The organism is Micromonospora sp. DT233 (assembly GCF_049841815.1).
In the GTDB taxonomy this organism is placed as follows: domain Bacteria; phylum Actinomycetota; class Actinomycetes; order Mycobacteriales; family Micromonosporaceae; genus Micromonospora.
Genome location: NZ_JBNCLB010000006.1, coordinates 57,902 through 73,180 on the forward strand (window position 1 = coordinate 57,902; position 15,279 = coordinate 73,180).

Below are 15,279 nucleotides of genomic sequence, written 5' to 3' on the forward strand. Positions count from 1 at the left end.
GGCCACCTATTCTTCGGTCAGACACCCCTAATCAGGAGGCACTTCGATGCGCAGCGCGCTCTTCTCGGCCGAGAACCTGGAGAAGGAGTCCACTCAGCCCGGCATGCGGCTGCAGAACTCCAAGATGTTGAAGATCGAGCTGAACGGCGAGGCGATGGCCCGGGTCGGCTCGATGGTCGCCTACCAGGGTCAGGTGCAGTTCCAGGCCCTCGGCTCCGGCGGGCTGGGCAAGTTCCTCAAGCAGAAGCTCACCGGCGAGGGCGTCCCGCTGATGAAGGTCAGCGGCCGGGGCGACGTCTTCCTGGCCGAGCTGGCCAAGGACGTGCACATCATCGACCTGGAGCCGGGCGACGCGCTGTCCATCAACGGCTCCAGCGTGCTGGCCTTCGACTCCACCCTCCAGTACGACATCAAGATGGTCGGCGGCGCCGGCATGGCCTCCTCGTCCGGCCTGTTCAACTGCGTCTTCAGCGGCTACGGCCGCATCGCGATCACCACGAAGGGCACCCCGGTGGTGCTCAACGTCGACGCGCCGACGTACGTCGACCCGCAGGCCGCCGTCTGCTGGTCGGCCAACCTGCAGACCGGCTACCACCGGGCCGAGCAGTTCGGCCTGGGCTCGCTGCTGGGGCGCACCACCGGTGAGGCGTTCACGATGAGCTTCGCCGGGCAGGGCTTCGTGGTGGTGCAGCCCTCCGAGGAGCCGCCGATCATGGGCAGCGGCACCCAGGAGCAGCAGGGCGGCCTCCTCGGTGGCCTGCTGAGCTGACCCGGGCCGACCGGGGCCGGGCCGCCCGTGGATCGGGCGCCCCGGCCCCGGCTCAGCTCAGCTCACCGACGCGCAGCCGTGCCAGCCAGGCCGCCGCGTCGAGGTAGTCGGCGTCGGAGAGACCGGCGGGCGCGGGGACAGGCCGGTCACCCGCGCCGTCGGCCCAGCGGTGCCGGGGGTACGACCCGAGGAAGCGCACGTCCGCGCAGACCCGGCGCAGCCCCTGCAACGCCTCCCCGAGCCGGACGTCGGCCACGTGACCGGTGCAGTCCAGGAAGAAGACGTACCGCCCCAGGGCCTCGCCCGTCGGGCGGGACTCGATCCGGGTGAGGTTGACCCCGCGCACCGCCAGCTCCATCAGCACCGACAGTAGTGCGCCCACCCGGTCGTGGGCGATGTAGACGGCCAACGACGTCACGTCGTCCCCGGTGGGGGGCGGGGGCGGGCCGGGGCGGGACAGCAGCGCGAAGCGGGTCACCGCGTCGGTGTGGTCGGCGATCTTGTCGGCCAGCACGGCCAGCCGGTGTCGGGTCGCCCCGATCGGGGCGCAGATCGCCGCGTCGTACTCGCTGCCGGCCGCGCCCGCCGCGGCGGCCCCGTTGGAGAGCACGTCGACCACGGTCGCGTCGGGCAGGTACGTGCGCAGCCAGCCCCGGCACTGGGTCGAGGCCTGCGGATGGGCCGCCACCGAGCGGATCGACGCCAGGGTCACCCCCGGCCGCGCGCCGAGCACGAACTCGACCGGCAGGATCACCTCCCGGGTGATCACCAGGGGCTGGCCCTCGGCCAGCTCGTCCAGCGTCACCCCGACCGCGCCGCCGATCGAGTTCTCCAGCGGCACCAGCGCCGCGTCGGCGTCCCCCGCCCGGACGCTCTCCAGCGCCTCACCGACGCTGCGGGCGGGCGTACGGGTGCCGTGCTCGGCGGCGGGCACGGTGCGCAGCGCCTGCTCGGCGAAGGTGCCCTCGGGGCCGAGGTAGACGAAGCGGGTGGGCGGTGTTCCGGGCATGGCGTCAGCCTACTTACCCGGCACGCTCGTCTTCGTGCCGTTGCCCGGCAGTCCCGTCCCCGGCGTCTGCGTGCCCGGCGTCCCCGGCAGTCCTGGCGTGCCCGGCATCCCCGGCGTCCCCGGCGTCCCCGGCAGCCCCGGCGTGCCGCCGCCGCCCGGCAGCCCCGGCGAACCCTCGGCGCAGGCGAGCGTGCGGATGCCGGCCGGCCCGGCGACCCGCACCTCGATGGTGCAGACGTCGGTGCCGGCGGTGACCAGCTCCAGCGCGCCCGGCCGGCCCCGGGTGACCACCTGGAGCTCCTCGTGCCCGGTCACCCGCAGCACCGTGTACTGCCAGCTCCCGGCGCAGAGCGGGCCGGTGCGTACCCGCACGCCGACCGACCGGGGCAGCACGTCGGCGGTGCCCCGCAGCAGGGTGATCACCCGAGCACCGGAGGGGCCCGACCGGCAGGCGGAGGCGACCAGGTCGGCGGCGCTGTTGGTGGGGGCGGGCAGCGTCGGCGGGGGCACCGGGGCCACGGGGGTGGCGGACGGGGTCGGGACGGCGAGGGCGCTCGCCGTGGCGCTCGGCGTGGGGGCCGGCCGACGAAGCTCGGGCGGTGCGCCGCAGCCGGCTGCGGCCAGGGCGAGGCAGGCGACGGCGAGGAGCCCGGCCGGGCCGGACGGCCGTCGGCGCGCGGCGCGGTGCGGTGCGGTGGGCGACACGAGCGAACCTTATATCGGACAACGTCGTTACGGACTGGTGACCGAGCCCATCGTAGGAGCCGCCGACGCTGCGGTGAAGGCCGACCGGCGTCGCCGTCGCCGAGCCGCCGGGTGCCCGCGCGGGCCGGTGCGGCGGTGTGGTCAGCCGAGTCGCCGGGGCCGGCGCGGCGGTGTGGTCAGCCGAGCAGGCGGGTGCCGGCGCTCGGCCGGTGCGGCCCTGTCGTCAGCCCAGCAGGCGGTGGCCGGCGCGGCGCAACGCGGCGGTCGCCTCGTCCAGCCGGACGGCCGGGACCAGCGCGTGGTCGGTGTCGTACGTGGAGAAGGCCACCACGTTGACCCGCGCCTCGGCCAGCGGGGCGACCAGCGCGGCCAGGGTGCCGGTCACCGGCCGGCCGAGCGGGCCGACGACACGCAGGCAGCGCCACTCGGTCTCGGCCTCGGCCGGGGCGCGCGACGCGGGGCAGATCACCGAGATGCCGTCGGCGGACCAGCTCACGCTGACCACCTCGACGTCGCTCAGCTCACCCCAGAGGGCGGGGCGGAGCGTGGCGTCGGTGGCCAGTCGGCACACTGCGTACACGCCCGGCAGCAGAGCGACATCGACCATGAGGGAACCCTACGGCCTGGGCGGGGCCCGTGACAGCGCCAAAAGGCGCGGTCGGGGCCACATTCGGGCAGTTCAGGCCGAATGTTGGGCGGCCGGACAAGGGGCGGGCGGATCAGACCTCGGAGAAGAAGGTGAGCGAGCCGGCGACCTTGCCGTTGGTCAGCACCGGCGTGGAGATGGCGTCCACCGTCGGGTCCGACTGGCCCGCCGTGGCCTGGACCCGGAGCAGCCCTCGGGCGAGACGCCCGGAGTGTAGGGCCAGCAACGGCGGGATCTTGTCGGTCTCCTGCTCGGTCAGCTCGCCCCGGTTGGCGGTGAAGTCGAGCAGGCGCAGACAGCCGTCGAGCAGGGGAAGACCGATCACGTTCTCCGGGCAGCTCAGGCAGAGCAGTTTGCAGCCGGCTGCGGAGACCGCGACGACGCGGGTGCCGATGTCGATCAACAGGCAGGGCTCGGCCGCGCGGAACACGGTGGCGGACCACTGCGCGAAGTTGTCAGACTCCGGCCTCAGCGCTGAGTGGGTGGCGGGCACGAACGCTTCCGAGAGCGAAAGTTCGAGGTGGGCCACCGCGCCTCCTATGCACACCGACGGTCTGTCTACGGTAACCGGCCGTCGTGACGACCGTCGACCGCGACCGGTCGCCGGGTCGCCGGGTCGCCGGTGGCCGGTTGTCCTGAGCCGGGCGGCCGGCGACGGCGCGGCCGGTGCGTCGGGATGGGCACCGGACCGCGTGGCGTCGCCGGAGACGTTACCGGCGGTTGGCCGGCTTGTCAGCCGCCGTTCGGCCGCCGTCGTACCACCGGTAGTCGTTGGCCGGACGGTACGTGCCGTTCATCCAGGTGCCCGGGTGCTGGGCGACCCGGGCCAGCTTCTCGGCGGTGGCCGGGCTGATCCGGTTGCCCCCGGCCACGAGCAGGCGGTCCAGCTCGCGGTGGGTGGCCATCAGGCAGTCCTTCGGCAAGCCGTAGACGCTGATGACGCCGGAGCCGACGAAGGTCAGCACCGGCGTCACCGGGATCGTCAGCCCGACGGCCTCGGAGAGGGCCTTGCTGGCCCGCTTGGCGTCCCGGCGGGTCTCGGCCACGTAGGGCGGGCGCTTGCCGTTGATCTGGACGACGTCACCCGCCACGAGCACCCGGGCCCGGCCGTGGTCGGCGATGGTCACCGCGAAGAGGCCGCTCGGACCGATCGCGAGGAAACCGGCCCGGTCGTCCTGCCCCTGGTCGAGGAGGAGGTCCGAGGCGTCGGTGCGGGGCCACTCGATGACGTGCCAGGCCGGCCCCAGGTGATCGAGTCGACCGAGGGCTCGCGCCCCGGCCGCCTCCAACTTGCGGGCGCCCCGATCGGCGCGCCGTCGGCGGGCCCACTCAAGTGGGCCCGGACGGAGCGGCTCGAGCCCTCCCTGCCCCTCCGGGCGGGGGTGCGGCACCGACGCGGGCGACACCGGCCGCGAGGCAGGCACGGCCCGACGTGCGGGAAAGACAGTCATCGCGACCTCCGGCAAAAGGTCCCTCGAAGTTATGTCCTCACTACCCTACGTTGACCTACCGGGTGGTCGGCAAGTCGGAGCGCCGGAGTGAGTGCGGATGAATGCCATATTCATCCACAGCTGTTTTACCGGATGCCGCCAAACCCTGCCCTACCCTAGGCGGGGTGACCCACTACGTGGACAGCGAAGTTGGCCGTCTCGGCACGGTGTTGCTGCATCGACCCGGCCCGGAACTGGCCCGACTCACCCCTCGCAATAACGATTCCCTACTTTTCGACGCCATCCCATGGGTTGGACGGGCGCAGGAGGAACACGACGCCTTCGCCGCCGCGCTGCGCGAGCGCGGGGTGGAGGTGCTGCACCTCGCCGACCTGTTGGCCGAGACCCTCGCCGTGCCCGACGCCCGCGCCGAGCTGACCGAGGAGGTGCTCGGCTCGCCGCGGCTCGGAGACACCCTGCGCCGCCGGGTCGCCGAGCACCTCGCGTACCTCGACCCCGCGGCCCTCGCCGGGGTGCTCATCGCCGGGCTCGCCCACGAGGAGCTGCGACTGAGCCCGGAGCGGCCGGGCGGGCTCGTCTACGCCCTGATGGACCGGCACGACTTCGTCATCGCCCCGCTGCCCAACCTGCTCTTCACCCGGGACTCCTCACTGTGGATCGGCGACCGGGTCGGGGTGACCAGCCTCGCCATGCCGGCCCGCCGCCGGGAGACCACCCTCACCGACGCGATCTACCGCCACCATCCGCGCTTCGTCGGCACGGAGTTCGTCTACCACCCACAGTTGGAGCACCTGGAGGGCGGCGACGTGCTGCTGCTCGCCCCCGGGGTGCTGGCGGTCGGGGTCGGGGAGCGGACCACCCCCGCCGGGGCGGAACGGCTCGGCCGGCAGGTCTTCGCCGCCGGGCTGGCACACACCATCCTGGTGGTGCCGATCGCCCAGGAGCGGGCCACCATGCACCTGGACACGATCTGCACGATGGTCGACGTCGACGCCGTGCTGATGTACGCCAACGTGGCCAGCACGCTGGTCGCGTACACGGTGGTGGCCGGGCCGGACGGCGAGCTGCGGGTGGACGGGCCGGCGCCGTTCCTGCGCGCCGCCGCCGACGCGATGGACCTCGACCAGCTCCGGGTCATCGACACCGGCCTCGACCCGGTGACCGCCGAGCGGGAGCAGTGGGACGACGGCAACAACACCCTCGCCCTGGCCCCCCGGCTCTGCGTCGGCTACGAGCGCAACACCGGGACCAACGCCCAGCTCGAGCGGGCCGGCATCGAGGTCGTTCCGATCGCGGGTTCCGAGCTGGGCTCCGGCCGGGGCGGCCCCCGGTGCATGTCCTGCCCGATCGTCCGTGCCCCCCTGCTGCGGTAGCGACACCGCACCGGCCCCTCCCGGTGCGCCGGGAGGGGCCGGTGGTGCCCGGCGACCTCAGCGCAGGGTGAGCTGGCGGCCGAGCAGCCCGTGCCGGGCCCGGCGGCCGGCCCCGTCCAGCGGCTCCCCGGTGTGCAGCGCCTCGGCGTAGCGCTTGGCGAACTGGGTCACCGGCTGCTCCCAGTCCTCGGCAGGGGTGCCCTCGGGCAGGTCCCAGACGGGCACCAGGCGGCCGTGCGCCCGGAACATGCCGGCGAACTTGGTGTCGTCGGCGAGGGTGAGCGCGCCCACCGCGCTCAGCCGGGCCAGCGCGTCCAGGGCGGCGTCCTCGTCGTCGGGGAGCACCCAGCGCACGTGGGCCTTCTCCGGCACCTGACACCAGTACGCGGCCGGCGCGGCGGCCAGTCGCACGGTCGGGTAGATCGCCGCGTTGGCCCGCTCCAGCGACGCCTGGACGGTCGGGTCGTCGGTCGCGCCCGGGTCGAGCCAGAACTCGAAGCCCTCGTGCATGGTGATCTCCAGCGGCCCGTCGACCAGGATGTCCTGGAGCCGGGGGCCGGGGCCCGGCAGCGGCGGCACCGTGACCGGCTTGCCCGGCTCGGTGCGCAGCGCGCAGAGCAGCGCCTCGGCCAGGTCCCGGGAGACGTCGCCGGACTGCTGGTGGCGTTGCAGCCCGATCAGGACCCGGCCGTCGTCCTTCGTCATCGCCGGGGCGGCTCCCGGCAGCACGGTGGCCAGGGTGACCGGCCGGTCCCCGTGCTCCTCGACCAGCTCAGCGACCAGCCGCAGCGGCGCGGACGCGGCCGGGACCAGCTCGCGCAGGGCGATCCACTCCGGCTCGTCGGTCAGCCCCTCGAACGGGCGGGGCACGAAGACGTCGCGCACCTTCTCCCGCTTCGGAGTGGCTTCGGCGGCCCGTTGGCTCTTTCGACGCTTGCTCACGGCGCACCAGCCTAGAGGCCGCCGGCCCGGCTGTCGCCGACGACCCGCCCCCGCACGGCGGGGTGGGGGTCAGCCGGCGGCGACCAGATCGGGGTTCAGCCGGCGGCGACCAGGTCCGGGCGGGAGCTGTCGACGGGGTCGAACTCGGCCCAGACGCTCTGCCCGAGGCCGTCCCGGTCGACGCCCCAGCGGTCGGCCAGCCCGGCGATGATGTGCAGGCCCCGGCCGTCGACCGCGTCCGGCGTGGCGGGCCGCATCAGGGGGCCGCCGCCGGCCCCGCCGTCGGTGACCCGGAGCTGGACGACGTGCCCGCAGCCGGGGACCGGACGCAGCCGCCAGGCCACCCGGACCACCCCGCCGGGAAGCGGGTCGGCGTGCCGGACCGCGTTGCCGACCAGCTCGGCCAGGACGGCCACCAGGTCGGTCAGCAGCACGAGGGGGACGACGCCGGTCAGCTCGGCCACGAGCCGGTGCCGGGCCAGGCGCGCCCCGGTCGCGTCGTGCGGCACCACCACGCACCACGACCGCTCGGCCGGCCCTGTGATCACCGTGCTCCTTCTCGCCCCCGCGTGGCACCGCCCACGCTCAGCCGCGCGGCAGCCGCACCTCTGCGACCGTACCGCCGCCGGCCCTCGGGCGGAGCGATACCCGGCCATTCTGCTGCTGGACGATCCGCCGGACGAGATACAGGCCGAGCCCCGCGCCCGGGTAACCCTGGCGGTCGCCGGATGCGCCCTGCCAGAACCGGTCGAACGCCCGCTCCACGTGCTCGGGGCGGATGCCGATGCCCCGGTCGCTGACCCGGAAGAGCACATCCTGCTCGGTGCTGCCGGCGACGATCTCGATCGGGGAGTCGGGCGGGGAGTGCTTGTCGGCGTTGGTGCCCAGCTCGGTCAGGACCGTCGCCACGCTCTGCCGGTCCCCGATCGCCTTCGGCAGCCCGGTCGGCACGTCGAGCATGATCCGGCGGCGCAGGTCGCCGGGGAGGTCGGCGACCGCCGCGCGCAGCGCCTCGCCGAGGTCGAACGGGGCCGGGGGCGCACCGGGCCGACCCTCGGTGGCGGAGGTCAGCAGCCGGTCGACCAGCCGGGCCAGCTCGTTGGCCCGCTGCCCGATGACCCGGGCGGCCTGTCGCCGGTCGGCCTCGGTCAGCGAGTCCCAGTGGTCGGTGAGGGTGTCGGCGTACCCCTTGATGACGGTGACGGGGGTGCGCAGCCCGTGGCTGGTGACCGCGACGAAGAGGTCCCGGTCCTGGTCGCGTCGCTGCTGGTCGGTGATGTCGGAGAAGGTGACCACGCGCAGCGCGCCGGGGCCGGGCAGCTCCCCCGAGGTGATCTTCAGCCAGCGCCCGTCGGGGAGCCGATGGTCGAGGACCTGACCGGGCGCGGGGAGGGGGAAGGACAGCGGCCGGTTCAGCGCCTCGTCGACCGGCAGGCCGGTCACCTGGGCGGCGGCCGGGTTCCAGAGCCGGACGTGACCGCCCCGGTCGACCACGGCCAGCCCGTCGGCCAGCGCCGCCACCACCCGGCCGTCGCCGTGCACCGGCAGGCCGCTCTGGTCGCCGTACATGTGCGCGATGCAGAGGGCCAGGTATTCGATGACCTCGTGCTGCCCCGGGGCCGCGGAGCCGGCGTGGTCGGCGTAGAGGGCGTGCAGGCTGCCGACGGTGAGCCCGCCGATCTCCGCCCGCGCGACCACCATCCGGCGCACTCCCCGCTCGGTCAGTTCCGCCCCGGTCGGGCCGGGGATCCGGTCGGTGCGCACCTCGCGGACGCGGGGGCCGGAGAGCAGGCAGACGGTGGCCGGGTCGGTGGGCGGCACCGGCCGGCCGACGGCCCACTCGGCGTCGCCGGTCGCGGCGATCACCTGGCCGCCGGTGGGGGTGAACTCCACGAACGCCGTGCTGGCCGCCCCGATGGCGGACTGCACCACGTGCAGGAGCCGGTTCAGCACCGGAAGCCCGGACTCACCAGAGTTGATCATCTCGACCACCCGGCCGTGACCGACGAGGAGGGCGGCGAGGTCGGTGGGCTCCGGCATGCCCCGAGTGTGCCGGGTCGGGCCGCGCCTCGACACCCCCGCCCGGTCGTCGGGGTCGGGCCGCACCGCCGAGCCGGCGGGGCGGCCCGCCGGCTGGGTCCCGGTCACCGGCCCAACCGGGCCAGCGCGTGGGCCGGCCGGTCGGTGATGATCCCGTCGACGCCCGCGTCGAGCACGAACTGCAGGTCGTCCGGCTCGTTGACGGTCCAGACGTACACCTGGTGGCCGGCGGCGCGCAGCGCGGGCAGCAGCCGGGGGCGGGCCCGCACCAGCGCGATTCCCGGCGCGGCGATTCGGGCGCCGGCCGGCAGCCGGCCGCGCGGCCAGCGTGGCAGCGCGTCCATCAGCAGCACCGTGGGCAGCGCGGGGGCGAGCTCGTGCAGCCGGCGCACGGCCAGCGGCGAGAAGGACATCACGGTGATCCGGACCGGGTCGTCCGCGCCCGGCTCGGCCAGGCCGTAGCGGCGCAGCAGCGCCACCAGGCGGCGTTCGACCTGCGGGCCGTACCGGGAGGGGTGCTTGGTCTCGATCAGCAGCCGGACGGGCCGCTCGGCGGCCAGCACGGCGTCCAGCAGCCGCTCGAGGGTGAGCAGCCGGGTGTGCGTGGCGTCGGGCGGCTCCGCGCCGTCGGCCGGGGGGCAGCCCGGGTGCCAGGAGCCGAAGTCCAGCGCCTCCAGCTCGACGAGGGTGCGGGTGCTGACCCGGCCGGTGCCGTTGCTGGTCCGGTCCAGCCGCCGGTCGTGCACGCAGACCAGATGCCCGTCGCGGGTCAGCCGGACGTCGCACTCCAGGCCGTCGACACCCTCGTCGATGGCCCGCAGGTACGCGGCGAGGGTGTGCTCCGGCAGGTCGGCGGAGGAACCACGGTGGGCGAAGACGAGCGGTGCCATGCCGTCGCTCTCAGATGACCTGGCCGGGCTGCCCGTCCTCGCCGACCACCGGTCGCCCGACGGCGGCCCACTGGCGCATCCCGCCGTCGGCGTTGCGCACCTGGTCCCACCCGTTGTTCATCAGGTAGGCCACGACCTGGGAGGACCGGCCGCCGGAGCGGCAGATGACGGCCACCTCCCGGTCGGTGGGCACCTCGGCCAGCCGGGCGGGCAGCTCCATCATCGGCAGGTGGTGCGCGCCGGGGGCGTGCCCGGCGGCCCACTCGTCGTCCTCACGGACGTCGAGCAGGTAGGTGTCGTCGGCGATCTCGGTCACGGGCACGGTGGGAACCTGGGGTCCGAACACGGATACCAAGCCTAGTACGCCAACCGGCCCCGGCGGGGCGGCGGGCCGGTCAGAGCCGGGTGGTCCAGGCCGGGTTCGCCTGCGCCCAGTCGGGCATCCGGGCGCCCCGGACCGCGTCGAAGAGCCCATTGCCGCCGTTGTCCAGCACCACGTAGGAGACCTCGTCGACGAGCTCCGGGTGGGAGGGGAGCCGGACGCCGGTCAGCCCGTCCGGGGGCAGGTCCCGCAGGGTGAGCACCAGCTCCTCCAGGGGCACGCCGTTGGTGTCGACGGTCAGCGACGCGCCGACCGCCCGGATCAGCCGGTCGAGCCGCACCGGGTCGCGCCGCAGGTCGGTCGCGCCGGCCCGGTCCAGCATGGCGCGGAGGAGTTGCTGCTGGTGGCGCTGGCGGTCGTAGTCGCCGCCGGGCAGGTCGTAGCGTTGGCGGACGTAGTCCAGCGCCCGGCGGCCGTCCATCTGCTGACAGCCGGGGGCGAAGAGGGTGCCGGTGTGGATCGAGCGGACCTCGGTGTCGACGCACATGCGTACCCCGCCGAGCAGGTCGACGACCTGCCGCAGCCCGGCGAAGTCGATCAGCGCGGCCCCGTCGAAGCGCAGCCCGGTGAGCCGGCTGAGGGTGGCCGAGAGCAGCCGGACGCCGGCCTCGCCGCCGCCGCCGTGCTCGAACGCGGCGTTGATCTTGTCGGTGCCCCCGCCCCACCCCGCCGAGCCGGGCGGGATCTGGACCATCAGGTCGCGCGGCACGGAGATCAGGTACGCCTGTCGCACGCCGGCCGGCACGTGCACCACGACGATGCTGTCGGAGCGCTGGTCGCCCCCGGTGCTGCCGGCCCGCCGGTCGGAGCCGACCAGCAGGTAGTTGAGCGCGCCGTCGAGGTCGGTGCGGTCCCGCCGCGCCTGCGGGTCGAGCAGCTGCTCCCGGGTCACCGTGCGCTCGTACCGCTGGCTCAGGGTCTTGAGCCCGACCACCGCGGCGGCGGCCAGCAGCGTCAGCGCCAGGCCGACCCCGAGCATGACCCGGCACCACCGGGGTACGCCCCGACGGGCCGGCCCGCGCCGCCCCCGCTCGCCTCCGCCTGGCCTGACCGTGACGCCCCCCGTGGCTGAACGTGAAAGTTCCTCACGTCAGGCTACGGGGGGCGTCGGGGTCGGCGGGCCGCTTTCGCGGGACGGGCGTTGCTGGCGGGTCGACAGCTAATAGCGGTCGCCGGCTACCTGCGGGTCGGCGGCTACTTGCGGGTCGACAGGACGCTCGGGTTCGCGTAGACGAACTCGGCGAGCTTGTCGTCCTTGACCGCCTGGAACATCGCCATCGTCTGCGGGCTCAGCGTCTCCTTCGAGCCGTCGGCGGTGGAGTGGAACTTCCCGCCGTTGGTGCGCAGCATCGTCAGGTCGTTGCCGGTGACGCCGCGCATGGTGAAGATGAGGTCGATGATCGGCGTGCCGCCGGTGTCCAGCACGAGGGCCTTGCCGGCCGCCTTGACCAGCGCGTTGAGCTTCACCGGGTTGGTCAGCGTGCCGTTCTCGGTGGCCTTCTTCGCCATCGCCTTGATGAGCTGCTGCTGGTTCTGCTGGCGGTCGTAGTCGCCGCCGTCGAGGCCGTAGCGCTGCCGCGAGTAGTCCAGCGCCGCCCACCCCGCCATCTCCCGGCAGCCCTTCTTGTGCACCACCGGGGTCATCGGCCGGCCGGTCTTCTTGGCGTCGGCGTTCCACATCGGCTTGCCGTCGACGTACTTCATGTGGTGCGACTCGACCTGCTGGGAGACGCAGATCCGCACGGTGCCCAGGGTGTCGATGATCTTCTTGAAGCCGCCGAAGTTGATGATCCCGGCGCCGTCGAAGCTGACCCCGGTCATCTGCTTGATCGTCTTCGCCATGAGCTGCGCGCCGCCCTCCCAGCCCGCGCCGTTCTTGGCGCCGTACTGGAAGGCGGCGTTGATCTTGTCGACGCCGTGGCCCGGGATCTGCGCCTCGGTGTCACGCGGGATGGAGATGAGGTACGCCTGGTCGTGCGAGGCGGGGATGTGCAGCACGATGATGCTGTCCGCCCGGACGTCGTCGGCGGCCCAGCGCTCCCGGGCGTCCACGCCGAGCAGCAGCATGTCGATCGGGCCGTCCAGGCTCGACCCACCCTCGGCGGAGCTCTTGCCCGCGTCGCCGAGCAGGTTGCGCTGCTCGATGCTGCCGGTGGCCTGGCTGATGACCGCCTTGCTGCCCACGATGCCGACCCCGCTGGTCAGCATCAGCACCGCGCCGAAGACGACGGTCAGGCGGGCCCAGAGCGGGTCCTTGCGCCGCTTCCGCTTCCGCGCCGGGGTGCCGCCGGGACGGCGACTGCCGCCACGGGGTTGCGGCGGGACGACCGACGAAACCCGTGCGGTCGCGCCGACGGGCTCCAGCGACGGAGAGCGACGGCTGGTCTGAACCGGCATGCATGCTCCAGCTCGCGTGAGAGGAAGGGCGGCACCACTGTACGTTTTGCTCCCCGTCGAGGCGAGTTCGTCGCGCGGTAATTCGCCGTTCTTCCCCCCATTGCCCGGGAAATGTGCCCGAACGGTCAATTCAATGCGGTCGGTCGGCGGTACCCCCTGGGAGATGGGGGTGACCGCCGACCGGCGCTGACGGCGTGTCGAATGGGGAAGGCCGTCGGGTCAGTTCCCCGCGCCGCCCCCGGCGGCCGGCGGGTTGGCCTTCATCCAGTCGGCCATCGTGTCCGCCGACATCGCCTTGTACATGCCCAGCGCCTTCTCCCGGTCCGAGACCACCACCGACTCACCGTTGATCGTCTGACTGCCGGAGTTCGGGCTGGTCACGAAGATCAGGTTCTCGCCGCGCAGGCTGCGGAACTGCACCGCCATGTCGACCAGCGAGAACCCCTGGTCCACGGTGACCGCGTCGGTCACCGAGGTGAGGAAGCCGTTCAGCTTCTTCGGGTTGCTCAGCGTGCCCGTGCTCGCCGCCTTGTCCATCAGCGCCCGCAGGAACTCCTGCTGGTGGCGCATCCGCGCGAAGTCGCCGTCCGGGAACTGCTTGCGCTGCCGGATCCAGTCCAGCGCCTCGGTGCCGTTCATGTGCATGGTGCCCTTCTTGAACGTCCGGAAGGGCTTGTGGATCGACTTGACCGTCCGCTCCACCTTCAGGTCGACCCCGCCGAGGGCGTCGGTGACCTGCTTGAACCCGGCGAAGTCGATCGCCATCACGTTGTCGAGGCGCACGTCGGTGAAGCACTCCACCGTCTTGACCGCCAGCGGCAGACCGCCGAACGCGAACGCGGCGTTGACCTTCGCCCGCTGGCCCGAGCCGCACTCGGCCTGCGGGTTGGCGGGGATCGGCACGTAGAGGTCGCGGGGGACGGAGACCAGGTAGGCGGACTTGTGGTCCGCCGGGATGTGCATGACGATGATCGTGTCGGCCCGCCACTGGCTCTGCTGGTCCACCGGGGCGTCCGGGTCCCGCGAGTCGGTGCCGACCAGCAGGATGTTCAGCGCGCCGTCGACCGCCTTGGGCGGGCGACCGCCGGTCAGCTCCGAGAACGGGTCGGTGCGGGCCAGGTCCTCGTTGAGGTTGCGGGCGTAGAACCAGGCACCCAGCCCGCCGAGCAGCCCGAGCACCAACACCACCACGCCGACCAGCAGGGCGATCCGGGCCCAGCGCGGGCGCGGCCCGCCAGCCCGCCCGGAGCCGCCCGAGCGCCCCGGACCGCCCGGCCCGGTGGGGCCCCCGGGGCCGTCGAAGCCACCGGCCGACGGCCGGTCGTCGTGCGAGGGGGACCGCTGGGCGGCGGGCACCCGGGAGTGCCCCTGGCCGGGGCCCGGCACCGAGGCGCGGCCGGCACTGCGGTGCAGCGGCGGGAGCGAAGCGCCGGCGGGAGTGGTCGCTGACATGTACCCGAGGGTACGTAGCGACGTCGAGCGCCGCCCGGAACCGCAGGTCGCGCGGCGGGCCGCGATCGCCTCGGCGGGCTACCCTAGCCGCTCGCGGAAGTACTCGATCGTGCGTCGCAGGCCGTCCTCGGGGGTCACCGACGGCTCGTATCCGAGCAGCTCACGGGCGAGGGTGAGGTCGGGGCGGCGCATCTCCGGGTCGTCCGAGGCGCGGGTGACATAGGTCACCTGTGACGTACTTCCGGAGAGTGACACGATCAACTCAGCGAGTTGCCGCATGGTCAGCTCGTGCTCGGTGCCGCAGTTGATCGGGCCGGTCTGCGTCGAGTCGAGCAGCAGCAGGATCCCGCGCACCAGATCCTCGACGTAGCAGATCGACCGGGTCTGGTTCCCCGTGCCGTGCACGGTGATCGGCTCCCCGCGCAGCGCCTGGGAGATGAACGTCGGGATGGCCCGGCCGTCGTCCGGGCGCATCCGCGGGCCGTACGTGTTGAAGATCCGCACGATCGCGGCGTCCAGCCCGCGATGGCGGTGGTACGCCATGGTGGCCGCCTCCGAGAAGCGCTTCGCCTCGTCGTAGACGCTGCGCACGCCGATCGGGTTGACGTTGCCCCAGTACGTCTCGCGCTGCGGGTGCTCCTTCGGGTCCCCGTACGCCTCGGAGGTGGAGGCCATCAGGAAGCGGGCCCCGTCGGCGACCGCGCGGTCCAGCAGGTGCAGGGTGCCCACCGAGCCGACCCGGAGGATCTCCACGGGCAGGGTGGCGAAGTCGGTGGGGCTGGCCGGCGAGGCCATGTGCAGGATCGCGTCGAAGCGCTCGGCCAACGCCGGGTGGTGGGCCGGCAGTCCCTCCGAGATGTCGGCCTCGACGAGCGTGAAGGTCGGCTCCTCCAGCAGGTGCGCGACGTTGTCCTTCGAGCCGGTGACGAAGTTGTCCAGCACGACCACCGTGCAGCCCCGGGCGACGAGGGAGTCCGCCAGGTGCGACGGCACGAAGCCGGCGCCGCCGGTGACGAGGACGCGGTGACCGGGGCCGAAGCGCGGAGCAACCTTCATGCGGCCAGCCTATACACCCTCCAGGTGCGAGGAAGGGCCCCCTGTTCTCACAGGGGGCCCTCTCCTTGACAGCTCGGCCGGTGCGGGACCGAGCTTGCTCAGTGCGGGTGCGGCCCGCGTTCAGTGCGGGTGCGACCCGCTCGGTGCGGGTACGGCTTGCTCGGTGC

15 protein-coding genes and 1 pseudogene are annotated in these 15,279 nt (G+C 73.6%); 2 read left to right on the forward strand and 14 right to left on the reverse strand.

Going from position 1 to position 15,279, the window contains the following annotated elements; all coding sequences use genetic code 11:
- The first annotated feature begins 46 nt into the window (after positions 1-46).
- Positions 47-769: an AIM24 family protein gene (locus ACLQ2V_RS15990; RefSeq protein ID WP_425719267.1), complete on the forward strand. Its 723-nt coding sequence runs from the start codon at positions 47-49 to the stop codon at positions 767-769.
- Positions 770-821: 52 nt separating this feature from the next.
- Here the strand turns inward: ACLQ2V_RS15990 and pheA are convergent, their stop codons facing one another.
- From pheA to ACLQ2V_RS16015, 5 genes and pseudogenes are all read right to left on the reverse strand, one after another.
- Positions 822-1,778, reverse strand: coding sequence for a prephenate dehydratase (gene pheA / locus ACLQ2V_RS15995; protein WP_425719268.1), 957 nt, complete (start codon positions 1,776-1,778; stop codon positions 822-824).
- A gap of 168 nt (positions 1,779-1,946) precedes the next feature.
- Positions 1,947-2,483: pseudogene (locus tag ACLQ2V_RS16000) on the reverse strand (hypothetical protein); the annotation flags it as partial.
- A 223-nt stretch (positions 2,484-2,706) separates the two neighbouring features.
- Positions 2,707-3,090: an ACT domain-containing protein gene (locus tag ACLQ2V_RS16005; RefSeq protein ID WP_425719269.1), complete on the reverse strand. Its 384-nt coding sequence runs from the start codon at positions 3,088-3,090 to the stop codon at positions 2,707-2,709.
- A 112-nt stretch (positions 3,091-3,202) separates the two neighbouring features.
- A complete protein-coding gene (locus ACLQ2V_RS16010; RefSeq protein WP_425719270.1) occupies positions 3,203-3,658 on the reverse strand; it encodes a hypothetical protein in 456 nt (151 codons plus the stop codon).
- Between the two features lie 181 nt (positions 3,659-3,839).
- Positions 3,840-4,580: a hypothetical protein gene (locus ACLQ2V_RS16015; RefSeq protein WP_425719271.1), complete on the reverse strand. Its 741-nt coding sequence runs from the start codon at positions 4,578-4,580 to the stop codon at positions 3,840-3,842.
- Positions 4,581-4,744: 164 nt separating this feature from the next.
- Between ACLQ2V_RS16015 and ACLQ2V_RS16020 the strand changes: the two genes are divergently transcribed.
- Entirely contained in the window at positions 4,745-5,953 is a 1,209-nt protein-coding gene (locus ACLQ2V_RS16020; protein WP_425719272.1) for an arginine deiminase, read from the forward strand.
- A gap of 57 nt (positions 5,954-6,010) precedes the next feature.
- On the opposite strand, the gene ACLQ2V_RS16025 is transcribed toward ACLQ2V_RS16020, so the two are convergent.
- The 9 genes from ACLQ2V_RS16025 to ACLQ2V_RS16065 all read right to left on the reverse strand — a co-directional run bounded on the left by ACLQ2V_RS16025 (position 6,011) and on the right by ACLQ2V_RS16065 (position 15,112).
- Positions 6,011-6,895 (reverse strand): DUF5926 family protein, encoded by an 885-nt coding sequence (locus tag ACLQ2V_RS16025; RefSeq protein ID WP_425719273.1) that lies wholly within the window; start codon positions 6,893-6,895, stop codon positions 6,011-6,013.
- 95 nt (positions 6,896-6,990) lie between these two features.
- Positions 6,991-7,443 (reverse strand): ATP-binding protein, encoded by a 453-nt coding sequence (locus ACLQ2V_RS16030; protein WP_425719274.1) that lies wholly within the window; start codon positions 7,441-7,443, stop codon positions 6,991-6,993.
- A gap of 37 nt (positions 7,444-7,480) precedes the next feature.
- The gene (locus ACLQ2V_RS16035; protein ID WP_425719275.1) at positions 7,481-8,935 is read right to left on the reverse strand and encodes an ATP-binding protein; all 1,455 of its coding nucleotides are present in this window, start codon (positions 8,933-8,935) and stop codon (positions 7,481-7,483) included.
- Positions 8,936-9,039: 104 nt separating this feature from the next.
- The gene (locus ACLQ2V_RS16040) at positions 9,040-9,825 is read right to left on the reverse strand and encodes a glycerophosphodiester phosphodiesterase (protein ID WP_425719276.1); all 786 of its coding nucleotides are present in this window, start codon (positions 9,823-9,825) and stop codon (positions 9,040-9,042) included.
- 10 nt (positions 9,826-9,835) lie between these two features.
- Positions 9,836-10,171 (reverse strand): rhodanese-like domain-containing protein, encoded by a 336-nt coding sequence (locus ACLQ2V_RS16045; RefSeq protein WP_425719277.1) that lies wholly within the window; start codon positions 10,169-10,171, stop codon positions 9,836-9,838.
- A 49-nt stretch (positions 10,172-10,220) separates the two neighbouring features.
- Positions 10,221-11,186, reverse strand: coding sequence for an LCP family protein (locus ACLQ2V_RS16050; RefSeq protein WP_425719278.1), 966 nt, complete (start codon positions 11,184-11,186; stop codon positions 10,221-10,223).
- A 215-nt stretch (positions 11,187-11,401) separates the two neighbouring features.
- A complete protein-coding gene (locus ACLQ2V_RS16055) occupies positions 11,402-12,604 on the reverse strand; it encodes an LCP family protein (protein ID WP_425719279.1) in 1,203 nt (400 codons plus the stop codon).
- Positions 12,605-12,823: 219 nt separating this feature from the next.
- Positions 12,824-14,056, reverse strand: coding sequence for an LCP family protein (locus ACLQ2V_RS16060; RefSeq protein ID WP_425719280.1), 1,233 nt, complete (start codon positions 14,054-14,056; stop codon positions 12,824-12,826).
- Between the two features lie 78 nt (positions 14,057-14,134).
- The gene (locus ACLQ2V_RS16065) at positions 14,135-15,112 is read right to left on the reverse strand and encodes an NAD-dependent epimerase/dehydratase family protein (protein WP_425719281.1); all 978 of its coding nucleotides are present in this window, start codon (positions 15,110-15,112) and stop codon (positions 14,135-14,137) included.
- Positions 15,113-15,279 lie beyond the last annotated feature (167 nt).

Bases quoted from the DNA above. Each gene is read 5' to 3' on its own strand.
- ACLQ2V_RS16055 (WP_425719279.1), bottom strand. From the start codon at position 12,604: ATGCCGGTTCAGACCAGCCGTCGCTCTCCGTCGCTGGAGCCCGTCGGC.
- ACLQ2V_RS16060 (WP_425719280.1), bottom strand. From the start codon at position 14,056: ATGTCAGCGACCACTCCCGCCGGCGCTTCGCTCCCGCCGCTGCACCGC.
- ACLQ2V_RS16065 (WP_425719281.1), bottom strand. From the start codon at position 15,112: ATGAAGGTTGCTCCGCGCTTCGGCCCCGGTCACCGCGTCCTCGTCACC.
- pheA (WP_425719268.1), bottom strand. From the start codon at position 1,778: ATGCCCGGAACACCGCCCACCCGCTTCGTCTACCTCGGCCCCGAGGGC.
- ACLQ2V_RS15990 (WP_425719267.1), top strand. From the start codon at position 47: ATGCGCAGCGCGCTCTTCTCGGCCGAGAACCTGGAGAAGGAGTCCACT.
- ACLQ2V_RS16050 (WP_425719278.1), bottom strand. From the start codon at position 11,186: ATGCTCGGGGTCGGCCTGGCGCTGACGCTGCTGGCCGCCGCCGCGGTG.
- ACLQ2V_RS16035 (WP_425719275.1), bottom strand. From the start codon at position 8,935: ATGCCGGAGCCCACCGACCTCGCCGCCCTCCTCGTCGGTCACGGCCGG.
- ACLQ2V_RS16040 (WP_425719276.1), bottom strand. From the start codon at position 9,825: ATGGCACCGCTCGTCTTCGCCCACCGTGGTTCCTCCGCCGACCTGCCG.
- ACLQ2V_RS16005 (WP_425719269.1), bottom strand. From the start codon at position 3,090: ATGGTCGATGTCGCTCTGCTGCCGGGCGTGTACGCAGTGTGCCGACTG.
- ACLQ2V_RS16015 (WP_425719271.1), bottom strand. From the start codon at position 4,580: ATGACTGTCTTTCCCGCACGTCGGGCCGTGCCTGCCTCGCGGCCGGTG.